The 18,976-nt window shown below is 60.9% G+C and carries 20 protein-coding genes; 5 read left to right on the top strand and 15 right to left on the bottom strand.

Annotated elements, in window-relative coordinates:
- Window positions 1–10: 10 nt before the first annotated feature.
- The 4 genes from HYPDE_RS08450 to HYPDE_RS08435 all read right to left on the bottom strand — a co-directional run bounded on the left by HYPDE_RS08450 (window position 11) and on the right by HYPDE_RS08435 (window position 4,122).
- Entirely contained in the window at window positions 11–652 is a 642-nt protein-coding gene (locus HYPDE_RS08450) for an NrsF family protein (protein WP_015598004.1), read from the bottom strand.
- Entirely contained in the window at window positions 649–1,206 is a 558-nt protein-coding gene (locus HYPDE_RS08445; protein ID WP_015598003.1) for a sigma-70 family RNA polymerase sigma factor, read from the bottom strand. The genes HYPDE_RS08450 and HYPDE_RS08445 overlap by 4 nt, the downstream gene beginning before the upstream one ends.
- Window positions 1,207–1,350: 144 nt before the next feature.
- Entirely contained in the window at window positions 1,351–1,737 is a 387-nt protein-coding gene (locus HYPDE_RS08440) for a DUF3307 domain-containing protein (protein WP_015598002.1), read from the bottom strand.
- Between the two features lie 252 nt (window positions 1,738–1,989).
- Entirely contained in the window at window positions 1,990–4,122 is a 2,133-nt protein-coding gene (locus HYPDE_RS08435) for a molybdopterin-containing oxidoreductase family protein (protein WP_015598001.1), read from the bottom strand.
- Window positions 4,123–4,365: 243 nt separating this feature from the next.
- Here HYPDE_RS08435 and HYPDE_RS08430 point away from each other — a divergent pair, with 243 nt between their 5' ends.
- Window positions 4,366–4,740 carry a DUF6980 family protein gene (locus HYPDE_RS08430; protein ID WP_144061226.1) on the top strand — a complete coding sequence of 125 codons (375 nt, stop codon included), beginning with the start codon at window positions 4,366–4,368 and terminating at the stop codon, window positions 4,738–4,740.
- A gap of 26 nt (window positions 4,741–4,766) precedes the next feature.
- On the opposite strand, the gene HYPDE_RS08425 is transcribed toward HYPDE_RS08430, so the two are convergent.
- The 3 genes from HYPDE_RS08425 to epmA form a co-directional block, all read right to left on the bottom strand.
- Window positions 4,767–5,837 (bottom strand): lysine-2,3-aminomutase-like protein, encoded by a 1,071-nt coding sequence (locus HYPDE_RS08425; protein WP_015597999.1) that lies wholly within the window; start codon window positions 5,835–5,837, stop codon window positions 4,767–4,769.
- The gene (locus tag HYPDE_RS08420; RefSeq protein WP_015597998.1) at window positions 5,834–6,307 is read right to left on the bottom strand and encodes a GFA family protein; all 474 of its coding nucleotides are present in this window, start codon (window positions 6,305–6,307) and stop codon (window positions 5,834–5,836) included. The genes HYPDE_RS08425 and HYPDE_RS08420 overlap by 4 nt, the downstream gene beginning before the upstream one ends.
- A 147-nt stretch (window positions 6,308–6,454) precedes the next feature.
- Window positions 6,455–7,504 carry an EF-P lysine aminoacylase EpmA gene (gene epmA, locus HYPDE_RS08415; RefSeq protein ID WP_015597997.1) on the bottom strand — a complete coding sequence of 350 codons (1,050 nt, stop codon included), beginning with the start codon at window positions 7,502–7,504 and terminating at the stop codon, window positions 6,455–6,457.
- 154 nt (window positions 7,505–7,658) lie between these two features.
- Here epmA and efp point away from each other — a divergent pair, with 154 nt between their 5' ends.
- Window positions 7,659–8,228: an elongation factor P gene (efp, locus tag HYPDE_RS08410; protein ID WP_015597996.1), complete on the top strand. Its 570-nt coding sequence runs from the start codon at window positions 7,659–7,661 to the stop codon at window positions 8,226–8,228.
- A 47-nt stretch (window positions 8,229–8,275) separates the two neighbouring features.
- Here the strand turns inward: efp and HYPDE_RS08405 are convergent, their stop codons facing one another.
- From HYPDE_RS08405 to HYPDE_RS08380, 6 genes are all read right to left on the bottom strand, one after another.
- Window positions 8,276–9,487 carry a molybdopterin molybdotransferase MoeA gene (locus HYPDE_RS08405; RefSeq protein WP_015597995.1) on the bottom strand — a complete coding sequence of 404 codons (1,212 nt, stop codon included), beginning with the start codon at window positions 9,485–9,487 and terminating at the stop codon, window positions 8,276–8,278.
- A gap of 4 nt (window positions 9,488–9,491) precedes the next feature.
- The gene (moaC, locus tag HYPDE_RS08400) at window positions 9,492–9,986 is read right to left on the bottom strand and encodes a cyclic pyranopterin monophosphate synthase MoaC (protein WP_015597994.1); all 495 of its coding nucleotides are present in this window, start codon (window positions 9,984–9,986) and stop codon (window positions 9,492–9,494) included.
- Entirely contained in the window at window positions 9,983–10,789 is an 807-nt protein-coding gene (gene trpC, locus HYPDE_RS08395) for an indole-3-glycerol phosphate synthase TrpC (protein WP_015597993.1), read from the bottom strand. The genes moaC and trpC overlap by 4 nt, the downstream gene beginning before the upstream one ends.
- A 3-nt stretch (window positions 10,790–10,792) precedes the next feature.
- On the bottom strand, window positions 10,793–11,791 hold the full coding sequence (gene trpD / locus HYPDE_RS08390) for an anthranilate phosphoribosyltransferase (RefSeq protein WP_041321040.1): 999 nt from the start codon (window positions 11,789–11,791) through the stop codon (window positions 10,793–10,795).
- A 63-nt stretch (window positions 11,792–11,854) separates the two neighbouring features.
- Window positions 11,855–12,451: an anthranilate synthase component II gene (locus HYPDE_RS08385; protein ID WP_015597991.1), complete on the bottom strand. Its 597-nt coding sequence runs from the start codon at window positions 12,449–12,451 to the stop codon at window positions 11,855–11,857.
- A gap of 122 nt (window positions 12,452–12,573) precedes the next feature.
- Window positions 12,574–13,092: a SixA phosphatase family protein gene (locus tag HYPDE_RS08380; protein ID WP_041320212.1), complete on the bottom strand. Its 519-nt coding sequence runs from the start codon at window positions 13,090–13,092 to the stop codon at window positions 12,574–12,576.
- 110 nt (window positions 13,093–13,202) lie between these two features.
- Between HYPDE_RS08380 and HYPDE_RS08375 the strand changes: the two genes are divergently transcribed.
- A complete protein-coding gene (locus HYPDE_RS08375; protein WP_041320210.1) occupies window positions 13,203–13,607 on the top strand; it encodes a hypothetical protein in 405 nt (134 codons plus the stop codon).
- A gap of 160 nt (window positions 13,608–13,767) precedes the next feature.
- On the opposite strand, the gene trpE is transcribed toward HYPDE_RS08375, so the two are convergent.
- Together trpE and HYPDE_RS08365 are read right to left on the bottom strand one after the other, a co-directional pair.
- Window positions 13,768–15,363: an anthranilate synthase component I gene (gene trpE, locus HYPDE_RS08370; protein WP_015597989.1), complete on the bottom strand. Its 1,596-nt coding sequence runs from the start codon at window positions 15,361–15,363 to the stop codon at window positions 13,768–13,770.
- Between the two features lie 14 nt (window positions 15,364–15,377).
- Window positions 15,378–17,264 carry a SurA N-terminal domain-containing protein gene (locus HYPDE_RS08365; RefSeq protein WP_015597988.1) on the bottom strand — a complete coding sequence of 629 codons (1,887 nt, stop codon included), beginning with the start codon at window positions 17,262–17,264 and terminating at the stop codon, window positions 15,378–15,380.
- A gap of 213 nt (window positions 17,265–17,477) precedes the next feature.
- On the opposite strand from HYPDE_RS08365, the gene tpiA reads away from it, so the two are divergent.
- Together tpiA and HYPDE_RS08355 are read left to right on the top strand one after the other, a co-directional pair.
- Complete coding sequence (gene tpiA / locus HYPDE_RS08360) at window positions 17,478–18,254, top strand: triose-phosphate isomerase (RefSeq protein WP_015597987.1); 777 nt, start codon at window positions 17,478–17,480, stop codon at window positions 18,252–18,254.
- On the top strand, window positions 18,251–18,886 hold the full coding sequence (locus HYPDE_RS08355) for a hypothetical protein (RefSeq protein WP_015597986.1): 636 nt from the start codon (window positions 18,251–18,253) through the stop codon (window positions 18,884–18,886). The genes tpiA and HYPDE_RS08355 overlap by 4 nt, the downstream gene beginning before the upstream one ends.
- The last annotated feature ends 90 nt before the right edge of the window (window positions 18,887–18,976 follow it).

The raw sequence follows: 18,976 nt of genomic DNA, 5'->3' as shown, positions 1-18,976 counted from the left end.
CGATTGCTGTCTACCAGCGAAGGTAACGAGAGCCGATCAGGGCGCCGAGAGCGGTCATCAGCACGAAGCCAATCGGATACCAGAGTGCAACGAACAGCGGGCTGTCGTCGGTACAGTGGCTGGCATAGAGCGTCGCGGCGATGCCGGCCGAAAGGATGCCGCCGACGGCGCCGGCGACTGTCGGGTTTGCCGGAGCTCCGCACTTCAGCGCGTAAAGCGCGGCCGCGAACGGCGCTAGCGATAGAAGCGGGATCACCGTCATGCAGAAGACGGCGTTATGCCCGATCATGCGTGCGTGCCACGCATCGGGTGGAACGGACATCAGCTCAAGCACGATCCCGACGAGCAGCAGCGCAGGGCTCAACGCTAGCCACCACAGGCGCTTGTCGACCTTGAAGTCCGGCCGCGAAAGTCCGCACACGAGCAAAAATGCCGGGATGGCGAGGCTCAGCGTCACGACGAACTTGTACAGAAAGCGCACCGAAGTCGAAGCGGCTTCCGCGAAATCGTGGCGCGGACCCATGGTCGCAAGAAAAGCGATGAGCGACAGCAAAGCCCCGACGCCGACTGCGACGGCGAGCGTGCGCGCAATCGGCTGCTCGACGCTTTTGGCGTCGGCCGCAAGGGCTTTGATGAGATCGTCGGTCTTCATTGCGTCTTCTCTTGATAGGTATCGGCCAACGCCTTCAGACTACGATGCAGCGCGACGCGGACGGCGACTTCGGTCATCCCTAAGCGATCCGCGACGTCGCGTGCCGAATGCCCGTCGATGCTGATCGACTGGACGATGTCGCGGTTGCGTTCCGAAAGGCCGTTCAAAATGCGCGCGACATCCTGAGCATCGATCGAAGCCTGCTGATCGTCGCCCTCGATATCGAATTGCGTCAGGTCGATCGGAACCTCGGGCCGACGACCGCGGCGGCGCAGATCGTCGATCATCTTATTGCGCGCGATGGCAAGAACCCACGGTCCAAGCGGCATCGCAGGGTCCCAGGTATGTCGCTTCAGATGGATCGCGAGCAATACGTCCTGCACCACGTCCTCGACGTCGTCACGCGCCACGCCGACGCCGGCGAAGCCGCGCCGCACGACTCCTCTCAAAAGACACGAAAGGTCTTTGAGCAGCTTGCGGTACGCCGCTTCATCGCCCGCAATCGCGGCGCGCATCAGCTCCGACCACTCCGCGTCTCGAGCCTTTCGGTCCAAAGTCTCGCCTTCCAGTAGCTTCGCCAGGGGGCAGTAAAACGTTACAGCGACTTTATCTCTTTAGCCGTCAGGGCCTTTGCGTCCGCCGCATATGGCAGGGACCGACCTCGGTTCGCAAGAGGAGGGGGAGGGGGCACGCCGGGATCAGGTTGCCGGGAGCCAGATCCAGAGGATGACGATATAGGTGAGCCCGTGCAGGAACTGGTCGAGGCCGAGCGCGCACCAATATGGCCGGTCGGCGAACTTCCAGCCGTAGTGGCCGACGATCTGCTCCTTCGTCCAATCGATGTGATAGTGAACGATGAATTCGCCCGCGAGAAGTGCTGTTGCCAGCGCCACGCTGCCGGTCGGAAAGAGCACAAAAACGGGCGCCGTCAATAAGATATGGAGGAAGGCATGAAGCAGCCCGCCCGGCGCGCCGTAAATCGCCTTCTGGCGATAAATCAGGGGCGTCTGCAGAAAGAAGTCCGCGACGGCGTGCTTGGCCAGCAGATACGTTATGGCGGCGAGCGCCGCATGCGCAGGTGACATGGACATCCAATGCTAAGGTGGCCTGCCCTTCCTTTCTTACGGAATGCTCGGTTGCAGCAGAAGAGCGGCCGACGTCTTTTTTTGAGCGGCCATGGTTAGCGGAGCCGATCGCCGCCGGCTGTCACCCAGGGAACAGGCGGCTGAATTTCAGGACGGGACGCGGCCCTGAGCAGCAATCCTGAGAAAATAAAGCCGCCCCGGGCCCCAACCAGGCGTCCGGAACGGCTCATTTCTACGCACCTCTTGGTGGCGTCAGTTGACGCGCTGCACCTCGACGAGGTTGTCGGAGAACGTCGGTGCCCGGCCCAATCCGCACAATGCATCTGACGAGATGCAGTTGACCGACCCGTCGGAGCGATTGAGCGAGCGCCAATAGCCGAGCGTCGCAACGACGACGCCGGCCGGCACGTCTTCGGTAACATGCGCAAGGCCTTCGAAATCGCCCCGGTCGTTATAAACGCGCACCGGATCACCCTCGCGGATCGAACGCTTCGTCGCGTCGCCCGGCGAGATCAATACGAACTGCTCGCCCTGCGTTTTGATCTTGTGCGGTTCGTTGGCGTAGCACGAGTTGAGGAACGCGTGGCTCTTCGGCGAGATGATGTTGAGCGAATAGAGTTTGGCGCGTTCCGGGTTTGTCTCCGGCCGTTCGCGTGCCGGCACATAACCCGGCAGCGGGTCGACCGGCTCGCCAGACTGCTCGCCGTCATACATCGCGCGGAAGGGTCCCGCGACGAAGTTCTTCGCGTCGTGCAGCAGAAACTCGACCTTGCCGGAGGGTGTCGGGAAGTTACCCTCGGCGTGCGGAGTGCGCGTATCGGCATCGCCGACATTGATTTTATAAAAGCCGTGCTTCTTGAAATACTCCATGTCGATGCCGCCCATCTTCGGGTCGGACCAGTTGATGTATTCCGCGCAAAGCTCGCTGTCGGTCATTTTGAAAACGGGATCGTCGAAGCCCATTTCCTTTGCGAGCAGGCGCCACACCTCGCTCGTCGGCTTGCATTCGCCCGGAGGATCGACCGCCTTCTGATTGTAGGTCAGATAGAAGTGGCCCCACGACCACATCATGTCTTCGGCTTCACCAGCCATCGCGGCGGGCAGTATGATGTCGGCGTATTTTGCGGTGTCGGTCAGGAAGTGCTCGGCAACGACCGTGAAAAGGTCGTCGCGCTGCAAGCCCTTAACGATCTTGTTCGTCTCGGGTGCTTGCGTAACCGGGTTGGTGCAGAAGACGAACAAGCTCTTGATCGGCGGGTCGAGCTGCATTTCGCCGGTCAGTGCAGCACCAAGCTTCAAGTTATTGACGACGCGCGTACCGGGCTTGATCCAGTCGGGACGGGCGGCCTTTGCCCAGTCGATCGGGAAATCCCAGAGCGGCATTTGCAAGAGGCCGCCACCGACATGGCGCCAGGAGCCGACGAGCGCCGGCAGGCAGCAGGCGGCGCGGATTGCCTGTCCGCCACCGATGCTCCTTTCAAGCGCGACGCCGAGACGAATGACAGACGGCTGCGCCGTTGCGAACTCGCGCGCAAACTTGGCGACGTCGGCGGCCTTAACGCCCGTGACCTTCTCGACGTACTCGGGCGTGAATTCCGCGGCGCGTTCTTTAAGCTCCGGATAGCCGTAGGTATACTTGTCGACGTAATCCTGATCGACCAAGCCCTGTTCGATGATCGAATTGATGAAGCCCATCGCGAGCGCGCCGTCGGTCCCGGGGCGCGGGCAGATATGCCAATCTCCGGCCTTCGCCGTGCGAGACCGGTAGGAGTCGATGACGACGACCTTGGCACCGCGTTTCTGGGCTTCGAGAACGAACGGCCAATGATGGAGGTTCGTCGAAATCGAATTGCAGGCCCAGATCACGATATATTTCGCGTGAACGAAGCTCTCGGGATCGACCGCACCCGTCGGACCGACCGTCAGCAGCCACGCGGTTGACGATCCCGAAGCGCAGAACGTCTTTTCATTGACCGTCGATCCGAGCTTGTTGAAGAAGGGGTCGCCGGAATTGATGCCCTGCACCAAGCCCATATTGCCCAGATAGCTGTAAGGCATAATCGCCTGGCTGCCGTATTCGGCGATAATTTCGCGCCAGCGCTTGCCGATTTCGGAAATCGCTTCGTCCCAGGTAATGCGCTCGAACCGTTTCGAGCCCTTGGGCCCTGACCGCCTCAGCGGGTACGTCAGCCGGTCGGGATTGATGTGATGATCGTGAAAATCCTTAAGTTTGACGCACAGGCCGCCGCGCGTCATCGGGTGTTCTTTGTTGCCGCGAACGAAAGAAAGCCGGCCGTCGACGACTTCGTAGATCATCGAGCACGTGTCAGGGCAGTCGTGCGGACACGCTCCAAAGAAAGTTTCGCGTTTTAGCTGCTCGTTCATGGTTCCTCCCGACTTGTACGGCGGCCCGTTAAGGGTCTTTTACTCATTTTGCTCGCACCAATTTGGCACTAGAGTCTGCTAAGCCCAAGCAAATTCGGTATCCGATGTGCATCTTTCGCACTGCCGTATAGAAGCCTGCGGAAAAGCAATCCCAATCTACTGATTTGCTATGATAATCTATGAATCAGTCGAATGTGGCCGCGCCATGGACGCGGTCATCGTGATCGCAGGAAAGGTCTGTTCGTGACGAGAGCACTTTTTCCTGACCGTCGCGTTCTCTGGATGCCGCTCACCGATTGGGAGAAGCCTTCGGCTGCCGCCGTACATTGCTGCGCAGCAATGGTGAAGGCCCTCGAATTCGACTGCGAGCAGCACAGCGATCCATTCGAGTGCGCGGATTCCCTCGTAATCTATAATGAGGTGATGGATGAATATGGCCTCATTATCCATGACGGCAGCGCATCGTATGTCTTGATCGACCACTGTCCCTGGTGCGGGTCAAAGCTGCCGGAGAGCGCGCGCGACAGGTGGTTCGATTCTGTCGATGCGCTGGGTCTTGCCGCCGGGGTCGATCCGCCGGCAAGATACTTTACCGGCGAATGGCGTCGGCGGATTTAGGCGAAAGCCACCCTTCGTCTAATATGTCAGGGCACGTCAGGCGCTGCGCAGCAGTCGTCGTAGATGTGCTCATGATTGCGCACATCGCGGAGCTGCGTGCGTCCGGAAGACTCGACGGTGGCGTAAGTTTCCAACGGCACCTTGCCGTGCGCTCCCGGCAGATCGAGCACGTAAGTCGGTAGAGCAAGACCCGAAAGGCGTCCGCGCAATTCGCTCATCAGGGCTTGTCCTTTCGCGATCGTAGTGCGGAAGTGCGCAGTTCCGGGCGCAAGGTCTCCGTGGTGCAGGTAATAGGGCTTCACGCGCAGCTCGACCAGGGCGCGCATTAAGGCTTCGAGCGTATCGGCGTCGTCGTTGACATTCCTCAGCAGAACGGTCTGGCTGACAAGCGGAATGCCTGCATCGATAAGCTTCGCAATCGCGGTGCGCGCGGGGCTGGTCAATTCGCGAACGTGATTGGTATGCAGGCCGATAAATACAGTCTTATCCGTTGCCTTGAGTGCCTCGATATGTTCGTCAGTGATGCGATCGGGATCGACGACCGGGACGCGCGTGTGCCAGCGCAGAATCTTGATGTGCGCAATATCGGACAACGCCGCCGTAACGTCGTGGATACGGCGCGGCGACAGAATGAGCGGATCGCCGCCGGTCAGGATCACTTCCCAGAGGGCCGGCGTGGAGCGAATATAGGCAATAGCGGCGGCGAGGTCATCCGCTGAAAGCGTCTCGCCGTTGTCCGGTCCGACCATCTCACGGCGGAAGCAGAAGCGGCAGTAGACCGGGCAGACGCTCGCGATCTTCAGCAGCACGCGGTCCGGATAGCGGTGGACGATGCCCGGCGCCGGGCTTTTGATGCGATCGCCGATCGGGTCGGCAAGCTCCGCGGCATGTGTCTCAAGCTCGCGCCCATCGGGCATGAACTGCCGCGCGATCGGATCGTTCGGATCGCCTCGATCGATAAGATCGACCACGGCGGGAGTTACGGAAATAGCGTAGCGCGCGCCGACCTTCTCCAATGCAGCGCGCGCGGAGGCGGGCACAAGCCCGGCAGAAATCAGGTCGTCGACCGACGTCAGTTTTCGTGCGGCGTATGTCATCTCTCAGGCCAATGGTCCGTGTCGTGGTCCGGATGCTGGTAAGAGACCAGGTCCTTCAAGAACGGGGCGGCATTCGTATCCGCCAGCGTGTGGTTTGCGGGAAGTGTTGCGATCGTATCGACGTAGGGCAGCTTGCCTTCGATGCCCCATTGCAGTTTTGGAGCGATGGTCTCGGGATGATCGAACGCGCCGATTGCGAGCGCAATGCCATCGGGTGCTTCATACGTCAACGGCGTGCCGCAATCGGCGCAGAAGCCGCGCTCGACGAAATTTGACGAGCGAAACTTCTTCGGCGCGCCGCGCGTCCACGTCAGCTTCGCATCGCGTATCGATACGAGCGGAGCGTAGAAACTGCCGAAGGCTTTCTGACACATCCGGCAATGGCAGATGGACGCATCGCCCAAACTTCCATCGACGCGAAACCGTACCGCGCCGCATTGGCATCCGCCGGTGTGTATTTCGTCGAGCATTGCTTTTCTCCCTCTCCCCATTCTCCTGCACTCGAATGGGGAGAGGGTTGGGGTGAGGGGCAGCCGCTTGCGAGGACGTGATTGCGGCCCCTCACCCTAACTCTCTCCCCGTAAAGGACGGGGAGAGGGGATTTTGGATAGCTCAGTTTACTTGCCTGCTTCCGAAAGTGGCGTCCAGATGACCTGTTCGATCCGTTCGGCTCCGGTCGCGAGCATCACCAGCCGGTCGAACCCGAGCGCGCACCCCGAGGCGGGGGGCATATGGCTGAGGGCTGCCAAAAAATCTTCGTCGATGGGGTAACGCTCCCCGTAGACGCGTTCTTTATCCGCCATCCATGTTTCAAAGCGGCGGCGCTGCTCATCCGCGTCGGTCAGCTCGCCGAAGCCGTTCGCGAGCTCGACGCCCGAAGCATAAAGCTCGAAGCGTTCGGCAACGGCCGGATCGCGGGACGACGGCCGGGCAAGCGCCGCTTCACGTGTCGGATATTCATAAAGGATCGTTGGCCGTGGCGAGCCGAGCCGCGGTTCGATTTTCTCGACGAGCACGCGGCTGAAGATGTCGGACCAGCGATCGTCGTTTCCAATGCGAATGCCGGTGTCCTCGGCGTAGGCCGCGAGACGCGCCCGATCGGCGCCGTCTTTCGAAATCGTCTCGCGAAGTGGTATCTGCGCGAATTGCTCAAACGCCTGATTAACGGTTAGCTGCTGATAGGGGCTCGTCGGGTCGCACGTCTTGTCGCGGTAGCACCAGGGCGAATGTTTCTCCGTCTCACTCGCTATTTTCAAAATTGCCGCGCAGTCGTCCCAAAGCGTCTCGTAGTCTTCGCCGGCGCGATACCATTCGAGCATGGTGAATTCGGCGGCGTGCAGCCGTCCATGCTCGCGATTCCGAAAGACGGGGGCAAACGCAAAAATCTTTGTTTCCCCGGCCGCGAGCAGCTTCTTCATCGCAAATTCGGGCGAGGTATGAAGATAGAGATCCCGGCGGGAAAGATCGGTGCCGACAAGCTCGGTGCGGAACGCGTGAAGGTGTGTCTCGTTGCCCGGTGAGACCTGCAGGCAGCCGGGCTCGACTTCGAGGAAGCCTCGTGAGGCAAACCAATCCCTTAATGCCGCCTTGATGCGGCCACGTGCGACAAGAAAGGGCCGACGGTCCGAATGCCGGTCGGGATTCCACCAAGGTGAAGGTTGGGACATGGTTGAAAAATGGGCTTTTGCGGTGCCGTTGCCGCACTTGGCGACGGGAGGCTTAGCAGGTAAGAGGACGCGACAGATTCCCCGGAGGGTTGCCGCCGACCGGCCGCCAATGCGGCGGACGCGGCTTTTTTGAATTCGAGAACGGAGACGTTAGGTGGTCAAGGTTATTGCAAGCTCGGTCCGCAAAGGCAATGTGCTCGATCTCGACGGGAAGCTCGCCGTCGTGATGCATGCGGAAAATATTCATCCCGGCAAAGGAACGCCCGTCACGCATCTCGAAATGCGCCGTATTGCGGACGGCGTGAAGGTTACCGAGCGCTACCGGACGACCGATCAGGTCGAGCGCGCCTATCTCGATGAGAAGGACTACAACTATCTTTACGAAGACGACATGGGGTATAATTTCATGCACCCCGAGACCTTCGATCAGATCACGATCTCCAAGGACGTCGTCGGCGATCAAGGGCAGTGGCTGCAGGAAGGCATGACGTGCCTCGTCGCGCTGCACGAAGGTAATCCGATCTCGATCGAGCTGCCGCAGCGCGTGACGCTTGAAATCGTCGAGGCCGATCCCGTGGTCAAGGGCCAGACGGCGTCCTCGTCCTATAAGCCCGCGAAGCTTTCGAACGGCGCACGCGTGATGGTGCCACCGCACATCGGCGCCGGTACGCGCGTCGTCGTGATGACGGCCGACGGCTCCTATGTCGAGCGTGCCAAGGACTAATCGGATTTATCGTGTGCTGTGCATAGTAAAAGCGCTGCGCACAATTCTTAGATGTCGAGCTTCAGTACTTTAACGGCCGTTCCGGCTGGTTGTGCAGGTGCGTCTACGGGTACGACGACCAAGCAGTCGGCGCGCTGCAGAGCTGTGATAAGCCCGCTATCCTGATTTTTGAACGGCATGGCGCGAGGCGGTGACGTACTGAGGTCGAGACGGGCTCGCATGTAGTGCTCGCGCGGGCCGTTCACCGGAAGCTGATCGCCCAGCACGGCGTCGATCGCTTCGAGTGGAACGTCACGCCCGAGCAGGCGCGCGATCAGCGGCACGAGAAACACGCGCGAGCAAATGAGAGACGCGACTGGGTTGCCCGGCAATCCGAGGCAATGTTGCCGCGTTCCGCCGATGGAGCGCGCGCCGAAGAACAGCGGCTTGCCCGGCCGCATCGCGATCTTATAAAAATCGAGCTTGGCACCGGACTTTTCGAGCGCCGGACGAACGAGATCGTGATCACCGACCGAGGCGCCGCCGATCGTCACCAGGACATCGGCGCCGTCGGCGCTGTCGAGCGCCTGACTCAGGGACTCGAGTGAATCTCGCGCGATGCCGAGCAGGCGCGCCTCGCCGCCCGCTGCTTCGACGACGGCTGCGAGGCCGAACGAATTGGAAGCCCAGATCTGGCCGCGCGCCAGCGGCGTTCCTGGCTCTACGAGTTCATCACCGGTCGAAAGAAGCGCAACGATAGGCTTGCGAACGACAGGCAGCGTCCCATGTCCCGCCGCCGCGGCGAGAAGAATGTCGCGCGCCGTCAAGCGCCGGCCCTTTTCGAGTAACGAACAACCTTTGGTAAAGTCCTGCCCTTTCGGACGCACGTTGTCATCGCGATCCGCCCGCTCGCGAAACGTGATGGTCGTGCCGTCCGCCGTGACTTTCTCCTGGATGACGACGGCATCGGCGCCGTCAGGCAGTGCCGCGCCGGTGAAGATGCGGACAGTTTCCCCTTTCGCGACTTTTCCGGAGAACGGCTGGCCGGCGCCGGCTTCGCCGACCAGCTTGAGGGTAACCGGAACCTGGGCGACGTCCTCTGCGCGCACGGAATACCCGTCCATTGCGGAGGCATCGAAGGGCGGATTGTCGACGCGCGCTTCGACGGCGCGTGCGAGCGTGCGGCCGAGAGCATCGCGTAGGCCGACGTCTTCTGTTTCTAGGGTGTTTGCAGCTTCGAGAATGTGCTTCAGCGCTTCGGCGACGGGAAGCAGCGCCATGACGTCAACGTCCTTTGGATCGTGCGGGAGCTTTGAACGTTCCCGATTTGCCGCCCGTCTTCTCGACGAGCCGTATGTCTTCAATGGTCATAGTTTTGTCGGCCGCTTTCAGCATGTCGTAAAGTGTCAGGCATGCGACCGATACGCCCGTCAGCGCTTCCATCTCGACGCCGGTGGGACCCGAGACTTTGACCTCGGCCGTGACGCGGATGCCGGGAGGCGACTTTGAAAGTTCAAAATCGAGCGTGGCTTTGGTGATCGCGAGCGGATGGCAGAGCGGGATCAGTTCGTGCGTTTTCTTGGCGGCCATGATGCCGGCGATACGTGCCGCACCGATCACGTCGCCCTTTTTCGCTTCACCCGTTTCGACGAGAGCCAGCGTTTCGGGTTGCATCGTGATGAACCCTTCGGCGACGGCGCGGCGGGAAGTCGTCGCCTTCTCCGACACGTCGACCATGCGGGCCTCGCCCTTGTCGTCGATGTGGGAGAGCTTGCTCATGAGGACGCTGCGCTGCCGCCGAGCAATGTTTTCGTCGCTGCCGTAACGTCGGCCTGCCGCATCAGGCTTTCGCCGACGAGATAGGTGTGGACGCCGATCTTCGCGAGCCGCGCGATATCGGCGGGCGTAAAGATGCCGCTTTCGCCGACGACGATACGGTCCTTCGGAATTTTGGGTGCAAGCTCTTCCGTTGTTTCGAGCTTAACCTCGAACGTCTTCAGGTTGCGGTTGTTGATGCCGATGAGGCGGCAATCGAGCTTCAGTGCACGGTCGAGTTCTTCCGCGTTGTGCACTTCCGCGATCGCATCCATGCCCCAATCCTTGGCGGCGGACGCGAGATCGTGCGCCGTCGCGTCGTCGATTTCTGCGAGGATGATGAGGATGCAGTCGGCGCCCCAGGCGCGCGCTTCTGCGACCTGGTAGGTGTCGATCATGAAGTCCTTTCGGAGTACGGGCAGGTGCGTTGCCGCGCGCGCGGCGGTCAGGAAATCCGGTGCACCCTGGAACGACGGTCGGTCTGTGAGGATCGACAGGCAGGCGGCACCGCCCGCCTCGTAAGCCTTGGCGAGGGCCGGCGGATCGAAATCGGCGCGGATCAGCCCTTTTGAAGGCGATGCCTTTTTAATTTCGGCGATGAGCGCGGGCTTCTTGGCTTTCAGTTTCGCTTCGATCGCACCCGTAAAGGAGCGCACGTGCGGCGCGGAGCGGGCATACTCGGAGATGATGCGCAGCGGTTTCAGTGTCTTGGCGCGGGCGACTTCTTCGCGCTTGTAGGCGGTGATTTTGTCGAGGATGTCGACCATCGGTCACACCGTATCGTTCGTAACGGCGACGAGGCGGTCGAGTGCTTGGGCAGCTCGTCCGCTGTCGATTGCGGCAGCGGCCTTTTCGATGCCGTCCGGCAATCCATCGGCCTTCCCGGCTACGATCAATGCCGCGGCGGTATTCAAAAGGACAATGTCGCGATAGGGCCCAGGTTCGCCCTGCAGAAGGGTGCGGATCGCCGCCGCGTTTGTTGCCGCATCGCCGCCTTTGAGGGCGGCGATGTTGCTGCGGGGGAGGCCCGCATCTTCCGGCGTCAGGTCAAACGCGTAAATATGACCGTTCTTCAGCTCGGCGACGTGGGTGACGCCAGTCGTCGTCAATTCGTCCATACCGTCGGCGCCGTGCACGATCCAGGCATGCCCTGAGCCTAACTTGCGCAGGACTTCGGCAATCGGTTGGACCAGCTTCCTGTCGTAGACGCCGAGGATCTGGCGCTTGACCTCGGCCGGATTGCACAGCGGTCCGAGCAGATTGAGGATCGTGCGCAGACCGAGATCGGCGCGGATCGGCGCCCAGGCTTTCATGGCGGGATGGTAAAGCGGTGCCCACAGAAAGCCGACGCCCGCGTCGGCAATCGCGCGCGACACGACAACCGGTGGAACGTCGAGCTTGACGCCGAGCGCCGCGAGAACGTCGGACGCGCCCGAGAGCGATGTGACCGCGCGGTTGCCATGCTTTGCGACGACGGCGCCTGCTCCCGCTGCAACAAGCGCTGCCGCCGTCGACACATTGTATGTTCCGCGACTGTCGCCGCCGGTGCCGACGATGTCGATCGCTCCGGGCGGTGCATCGACCGTCGTCATGCGGCCGCGCATGAATTTGGCGGCGCCGGTGATTTCGTCTGTTGTCTCGCCGCGCAGGCGAAGACCCATCAGGAAGGCACCCATCGCAACGGGCGGCGCGATACCCGACATCAGGAGATCGAGGGCGTTCTGCATGCCGTCGTCGCCCAGCGTCTCGCCGTCCGCGATGCGGTTCATCAGGCGCTTCAGCTCGCGAGCCGGATTTGCAACCGTTGTCGTCTCGGGCGTTGTTGTCACGGATCAGGCCGCCTTACGGCTTTTTGGCGTAAAGCCTGCGAGGGTAAGGAAGTTCGCGAGCAGTGCGTGACCCTGTTCGGATGCGATGCTCTCGGGATGGAACTGCACGCCGTGCACGGGATGCGATTTATGCTGCAACCCCATGATGAGGCCGTCGTCGGTTTCGGCCGTCACTTCGAGACAATCGGGCAGTGTCGCGCGATCGACGATCAGCGAGTGGTAGCGCGTGATCTCGAATTTTTTCGGCAGGCCCTTGAAGATACCTTGGCCGGTGTTGGTGATCGTTGAAAGCTTGCCATGCATCGGCACCGGCGCGCGAACCACCTTGCCGCCATAGGCTTGTCCGATGGCCTGATGGCCAAGGCAGACGCCAAGCAGCGGGATCTTCGGACCGGCTTTTTTGATGAGGTCGAGACAAACACCTGCCTCGTTCGGCGTGCAAGGTCCTGGCGACAAGACGATCGCCTGCGGTTTCTTTTCGAGAACCTCTTCGGCTGAGACCTTGTCGTTGCGAATTACGACGCTTTCGGCGCCAAGCTCGCCCAGGTAGTGGACGAGATTGTAGGTAAAGCTGTCGTAGTTATCGATCAGAATCAGCATGTTGGCCTTTTTGCGCAGGATGGCTTCGTGCAGCCCGAGCCGGATTTCCGACCTATCTAGCAGACCGGTGGCGGGGCGCGACAGAAGAATATGGTCGTCCTAAAGCGCCATTCAAATGAGGTTCAGCTACGGTCGCGCGGCGTGATGAACCCCTCAAGACGCCCGGAGGAGGGGCCGACGTCGCGCCAAGCCGTTTCCGGAAAGGTCAGGATGGCCAATGCAGCGGTCGGAAATTTGTCTTCGAGCCGCGATATCGATTTCGCGTCGCCGCGTCCCGTCAGCATCAACGCAAGCTCGTGGAGGCCCGGGTTGTGTCCGATCATCAGGACCGTTTTGGCGGTTGCGGAAACGTGACGTAGGCGCTCAAGGAGCGTATCGGCGCTCGTTAGATACAACTGGTCTTCAAACAGGACATGTCCATGCGGGTGTCCGAAGCTTGGTTCGATGAGATGCAACGTCTCGCGTGTGCGTTTCGCCGGCGAACAGAGAATGATCTCAGGTACGAACGGGAAACTTCGAAGAGTTTCCCCCATTATCGGCGCGGCCGCACGGCCGCGCGCGTTCAGCGGCCGGTCGAAATCGTCAAGATGGCTGGCTTCCCAGCTCGATTTTGCGTGACGGAGAAGTGCAAGAGAAAGCATTCTGATTCGGAGCTGGCGTTGCGGATGGCGGCGCAAGTCTATAGCACGCCGCCGGTGCCGTTAAGCGGTAGGGCAAAGTTCGCACCGCCGCAATGAAAGGCTCGTGACGGATGGACTACGTGCTCGCACCTTTCCTCTGGCTCATTGGGGTTCTGGCCAGCATCATCCTCTGGATCGTCACGCAAGTTCTTTGGATCTTGCTGTGGCTTGTGCTTCCTCTTGTCGTCATAGCGTTCGTTGCACTGCGCATCGCCGAGCGCATGCTCGGACAGGAGAAGGTGCGCGCCTGGGTTCGGGTGCGAACGCGAAAATATGGATCTGCGGCATCGAAGCGTGTGCAACGCTGGATTTTTGCGCTGGGGGTTGTGCCGGTCCGCGTGCTGTTCTGGTTTATGCTCTATGCCGTCTGGCACAGCGTCGTCAGCTTGATATGGCGACCGCGGTGGTCGCCATGGCGGCGCGCGTGGGCGAAGCGGTGGCGGAGACAACAACAGCTGCAGCCTAAGAAGACCTGAATGCGAAAAAGCGTGCCTACGAGATGATCGTACCTGTTTGCAATTCAGTCGTGGCCGCCCCTGAGGCGGCCATCCAGGGTCACATATTCTGAAGCTCCACGCGCGCTCTGGATAGCCGGGTCGAACTCGGCCATGGAGTGGAGAATGGAGGCTCTGCAATTCAGCCGAATGCACCGCCATTGCCGCCTGAGCCGGGCGTCACAGTTCCCTTCGATGCAAAGCGTACGGCCTCTTCTGCAGCCCTCACGATCGCTTTCGCCTTATTGATGCATTCCTGCTGCTCGTTCTCGGGAATGCTGTCGTGAACGATGCCTGCGCCCGATTGCACATGGATCATGCCGTCCTTCAGGATGGCGGTTCTGAGCACGATGCAGGTGTCCATCTCGCCGCCGGCCGAAAAATATCCGACGCATCCGGCGTAGGGCCCGCGCTTAGCCTTCTCAAGCTCGGCAATGATTTCCATGGCGCGGACTTTCGGCGCTCCGGATACGGTGCCAGCCGGAAAGCCGCCCATCAGTGCATCGATCGCGTCGTGATTTTCTCCGTCCAGCGTCCCGATGACGTTCGAGACGATGTGCATGACGTGGCTATAGCGTTCGATGACGAATTGATCGGTCACCGTGACGGTGCCAGGCGTCGCGACGCGGCCGACGTCGTTGCGGCCAAGGTCAAGCAGCATCAGATGTTCCGAGCGTTCCTTCGGGTCGGCGAGGAGTGCCGTGGCCAGCGCCTTGTCCTCGGCTTCGTTGGCGCCGCGCCGGGCCGTGCCGGCGATCGGGCGGATCGTGACGACACCATCGCGGACGCGCACGAGAATTTCAGGCGACGAGCCGACGAGCTGGAACGAGCCGAAATCGAGATGGAACAGGAACGGCGACGGATTGAGTCGTCTAAGCGCTCGGTAGAGCGCAAATGACGGTAGTGCGAACGGTGCCGAGAAGCGTTGCGAGAGCACGACCTGGAAGATGTCTCCAGCCTTGATGTACTCCTTCGCCTTCGCGACCATCGCCATGTACTCAGGGGCAGACGTGTTCGACTGCGGCTCTGGGAGCGTTGCCGTTGCGGCGGCCACGGACGATCCATGCTGCAGCGGCACGTCGAGGCTTTCGATTGCAGCCTGCAGACGCGCGATGGCGCTGGCGTAAGCGTCGTCGGCCGAGACGCCGGGGGCTGGGCGAGCCGGCGTCACGAGCGTCATCTCGTCCTTCACGTTGTCGAAGATCAGCATCAATGTCGGACGGATGAGGATCGCATCGGGGACACCGAGTGCGTCGGGTGTCATCTCGGGTAGCTGCTCGATCAGACGGACGGTGTCATAGCCCATGTAGCCGAAGATGCCGGCCGCCATCGGCGGCAGCGCCTCGGGCAGCGCGATGGTGCTCTCCGCGAGCAGCCGGCGCAGCGATTGCAGGGTCGGCTGATCATCGCGGACGAACGCGGCCGGGTCGGTCATCGGCGTCCGGTTGATGCTGGCCGTGCTGCCGTCGGCATGCCAGACGAGATCGGGCGAGAAACCGATGACGGAGTAGCGTCCGCGCGCCGATCCGCCCTCGATCGATTCCAGCAGAAAGCTCATCGGGCGGCGATCGCAAAGCTTCAAATACGCCGAAACCGGCGTTTCGAGATCGGCGACGAGGCGCGTCCAGACGACCTGCGCGGTGTCGTTTTCGTAAGCTCTCGCAAAATCGCTGCGGCTTGGAAAAACTTCGGCGCCGGACACGGACCTTGCGTCGTTCGGCGACGGCGCTGACGACAATACGGTCACCTCTCCTACTCTTGGCTGACGCCGACAGCCGAGTTGAACTCGACCTGATTGACCGATGCGCCGTAGCGTTTTTTCAATGCTTCGGTGTATTCGGTCAGCGATTGATTGGCGAGTTCTTCCTGAAGCTGGCGCGTCAGCTCATCGGTTTCCGTCAACGACGGTGCGGCAGCGGAAATGATGTCGGCGACGCGGAATACGATTTCGGCCGTGTTATCGCTCGACGGGCCATGTCCTGCCTTTCCTTTCGGCAGCCCAAATGCCTGTGTCACCATCGACTGGGTGATGCTCTGGGGAATCGTCTTGCGTGTGATCGGCTCCGTCTTTTCGACCTTGTTTTTGGCTTCAGTTTCGAGAGAGGTCATAGCCTCGCCGGCGTTGACCTTGTCGGCCATCTTTTTTGCAAGCTCGTCGATCAGGCGGTGATGCTCGGAAGACATGTAGTCCTTCTTCACCTCGTCCTTGACCTCATCATAGGTTTTCTGTTTCGGCGCGTCCGTCGACAAGACGTTCACCCACGCGTAACCGTCATTCGAGAGCTCGATTGCAGAATCGTCGCTGGTGTCGGGAGCAAACGCACGGGCCGCTATTTTGCGAACATCGGGAGTTTCCATGACGGGTTTGCCATCGGGTCCGAGGCCAGTCGCGTCGGTCGCCGGGATCTCCTTGAAGCTGAGCTTTAACTGATCGGCGATTTCCTTGAGCGTCTTGCCGGCCAGACGGGCATCCTCGACATCGTCGCGTTTGCTCTGCAGATCGCCGTGGGCTTTGTCGGTCGCAAGCTTCTCTCGTACCTGGTCCTTGACGTCTGCGAGCGTGTGCGTGGTCCCGGGCTCGATCTGCGTGACGCGCACGATCACCGTCGCGAAACGTCCCTCGATGACATCGGAATACTTGTCTTTCTCGAGCGAGAACGCGACGTCGGCGACTTTCGGATCGATCAGCGCCTTTTTGGTAATGAGGCCGAGATCGACGTCGGTGTCCTTGGCACCCGCTTCCTTCGCGACATCGGCGAAACTCTTCGTGCCGTCGCGCAGAGCTTTAAGCGCCGCCTCGGCCGTCGCCTTATCCTTGAACGCGATTTGCTGCACACGCCGCTGCTCGGGAGTGTTGTAGCTATCCTTGTTGTCGTCATAGGCCTTGGCGATCTCATCGTCGCTGATGTCGATGTTTTTCTTGAGATCATCCGCCGTCAGCATCAGCACCTGAACCTTGCGGTATTCCGGTGTCATGTACTTGGCTTTATTGTCCTCATAGCGCTTCTTGAGGGCCGCCTCGTCAGGCTCCGCGACGGTAACCGCCTCGGGGTCGATCTTGATCCACTCGAGGACGCGCTTTTCCTGATTGTACGCATGCATCAGATCGAAGAGCGGCTTCGGGACGATCTGGCTTTTGAGAAGGGCGCCGACGATCGCGCCCCTCAGTTCATCCTTGCGGCGAAGCTGTAGGAAGCCCTGCTCGGTAAGACCGATCTGTTGCAACAGACCTTCGAAGCCCTGCCTGTTGAATTTGCCGTCCGTTTGGAAATTCGGGTCGGACTGAATCCCTTCGGCGAGCGTTTTGTCGGAGATTGCCAGGCCCAACTGGTCGGCATGCGCTTCAATCGCGGCCCCGGCGATCATCTGAGCAAGAACCTGACGATCGAGTCCGAAGGTGTGGCCCTGCTCGGCGCTCAGGCGCTGCTTTGACTGGCGCGAAATACGATCGAGCTCGTCCTGATAGGAGCGGCGAAATTCTTCCGCGGTAATGTCCGTGCTGCCGACCTTGGCAACCGAGCCGCGCCCCCAGCCGCGAAACACGTCGGCCACGCCCCAGATACCGAAGCTTACACAGAGTATTGCGAACAGCAGCTTGGCGACCGGTGTTTGGGCGCCGCGTCTCATTGCGTCGAGCATGGAACTAGAAATTCCCGTTGATGGAAGCGTGACGCTGCCGCGCGGGAGAGCGTAGGGTCAAACGGCTTCGTGGCGGACGACCCCACGTGACGGGGCGGATCGGCATGATATGAAGCGCAGGCTGTCGCAGATTGCAAGGGCAGAGGAGCCCGAATGCCGATCGGGAGAAGGCTGCGAGGAAAACGGCAGGTCCAACATTAAAAAAGGGACAGTATGGCAGGGCAAGGACACCATATCCGGCCGCTCGTGGCCGGGAATTGGAAGATGAATGGCCTCAAGGACAGCTTGGGGGAGGCTGTGTCGGTTCGGGATGCGCTTACCGGGCCATTGGCCACGATAAATGCCGACGTGATGATTGCGCCGCCCGCGACCCTCATTGCATCGTTTGCAGCGGCCGCTGCGGGGTCTCTGTTGCGGATCGGTGCCCAAGATTGTCACGCGAGGCCTTCGGGAGCCCATACCGGCGACATCGCGGCGGAGATGCTTAAGGATGCTGGCGCAACGGCCGTCATTCTTGGGCATTCCGAGCGCCGGGCCGATCACGGCGAGACGAGCGCCGAAGTCAAGGCAAAGACCGCCGCCGCGCATCGGGCCGGGCTTGTCGCCGTTGTCTGTATCGGTGAAACGCAGGGCGAGCGCGCGGCCGGGGCGACGCTAAACGTTGTGTCGCGGCAACTCCAGAGTTCGCTGCCCGCGGGAGCTACGGCCGCGAATACCGTCATTGCGTACGAGCCTGTCTGGGCGATCGGCACGGGCCTGACGCCAACACCTGGGGATATCGAGGCCGTGCATGCCGCAATCAGGCGCGATCTCAGCGAATCTGTGGGTGTCGAAGGGACGAAAATGCGCGTTCTTTACGGTGGCTCGGTCAAACCGGATAATGCCGCCGCACTGATGGCGATTCCAAACGTCAACGGTGCTCTCGTCGGCGGGGCGAGTTTGAAAGCAAGTGATTTTCTGGCCATACTTCGGGCTTATGAGGGCCGATGATGCTGTCCGCACGCTTTTATGGCCTGGTCTTGGTCGTTTGTCTTGCTCCGGTCGCAGCGCACGCGACAAAACCGAAGCTCGACAGCGAAACCTGTGCGCAACTGCGTGCGGAAGAAACGAAATTCCGCCAATCGGGCATCCTCAACGATATGAGCAAGGGGCCTCAGTGGGCAAAAGCCAACTTGTCGGCAGATAGGCTGCGCGAGGTCCAGCATTACATCGAGCTCGATGAGCAGGTTCAATTTGGCTGCCGCGACGCCAAGCTCTCGGTTGATGCCGCAAAAGCGAGTGAAGCGGCGGCACGCATCGAGATCAATTCCGATGCCGATCCGACGGTGCCGCTCGTCAAGGATCCCGCCAAACCTGGCGCTAATCCGGCCGTGAAGACGAAAAAGGCGCCGGCTAAGTCTACCCACAAGAAGACAAAAGCCGGAGATCCGAAGTCGGGGAGCCTTGAACAGCCCAAAAAAACGACGACGTCGAGTCTGCGGGCTCCGCCTGCACCGCAACCTTCGGTCGCGGAAGGGGCCGGTTCGACGGCTCAATCGTCGGGATTTTCGACGGATAACGGGCCTGCTCTGCCGGCGTTTGGGTTCGGCGAGACCGTGGTGGTGCCACATTCGGCGCCCTGATTTTAAGGAGCCCGGGGCTGGCCGGAACCGGCCGGCTGGTGTATAGCGGCCCGCGTCGCGGGCGGACTGTCCCGGCACGACAACGCTAAA

It is taken from the genome of Hyphomicrobium denitrificans 1NES1, assembly GCF_000230975.2.
GTDB lineage: Bacteria > Pseudomonadota > Alphaproteobacteria > Rhizobiales > Hyphomicrobiaceae > Hyphomicrobium_B > Hyphomicrobium_B denitrificans_A.
This window is presented reverse-complemented; position numbering and strand designations above follow the sequence as displayed.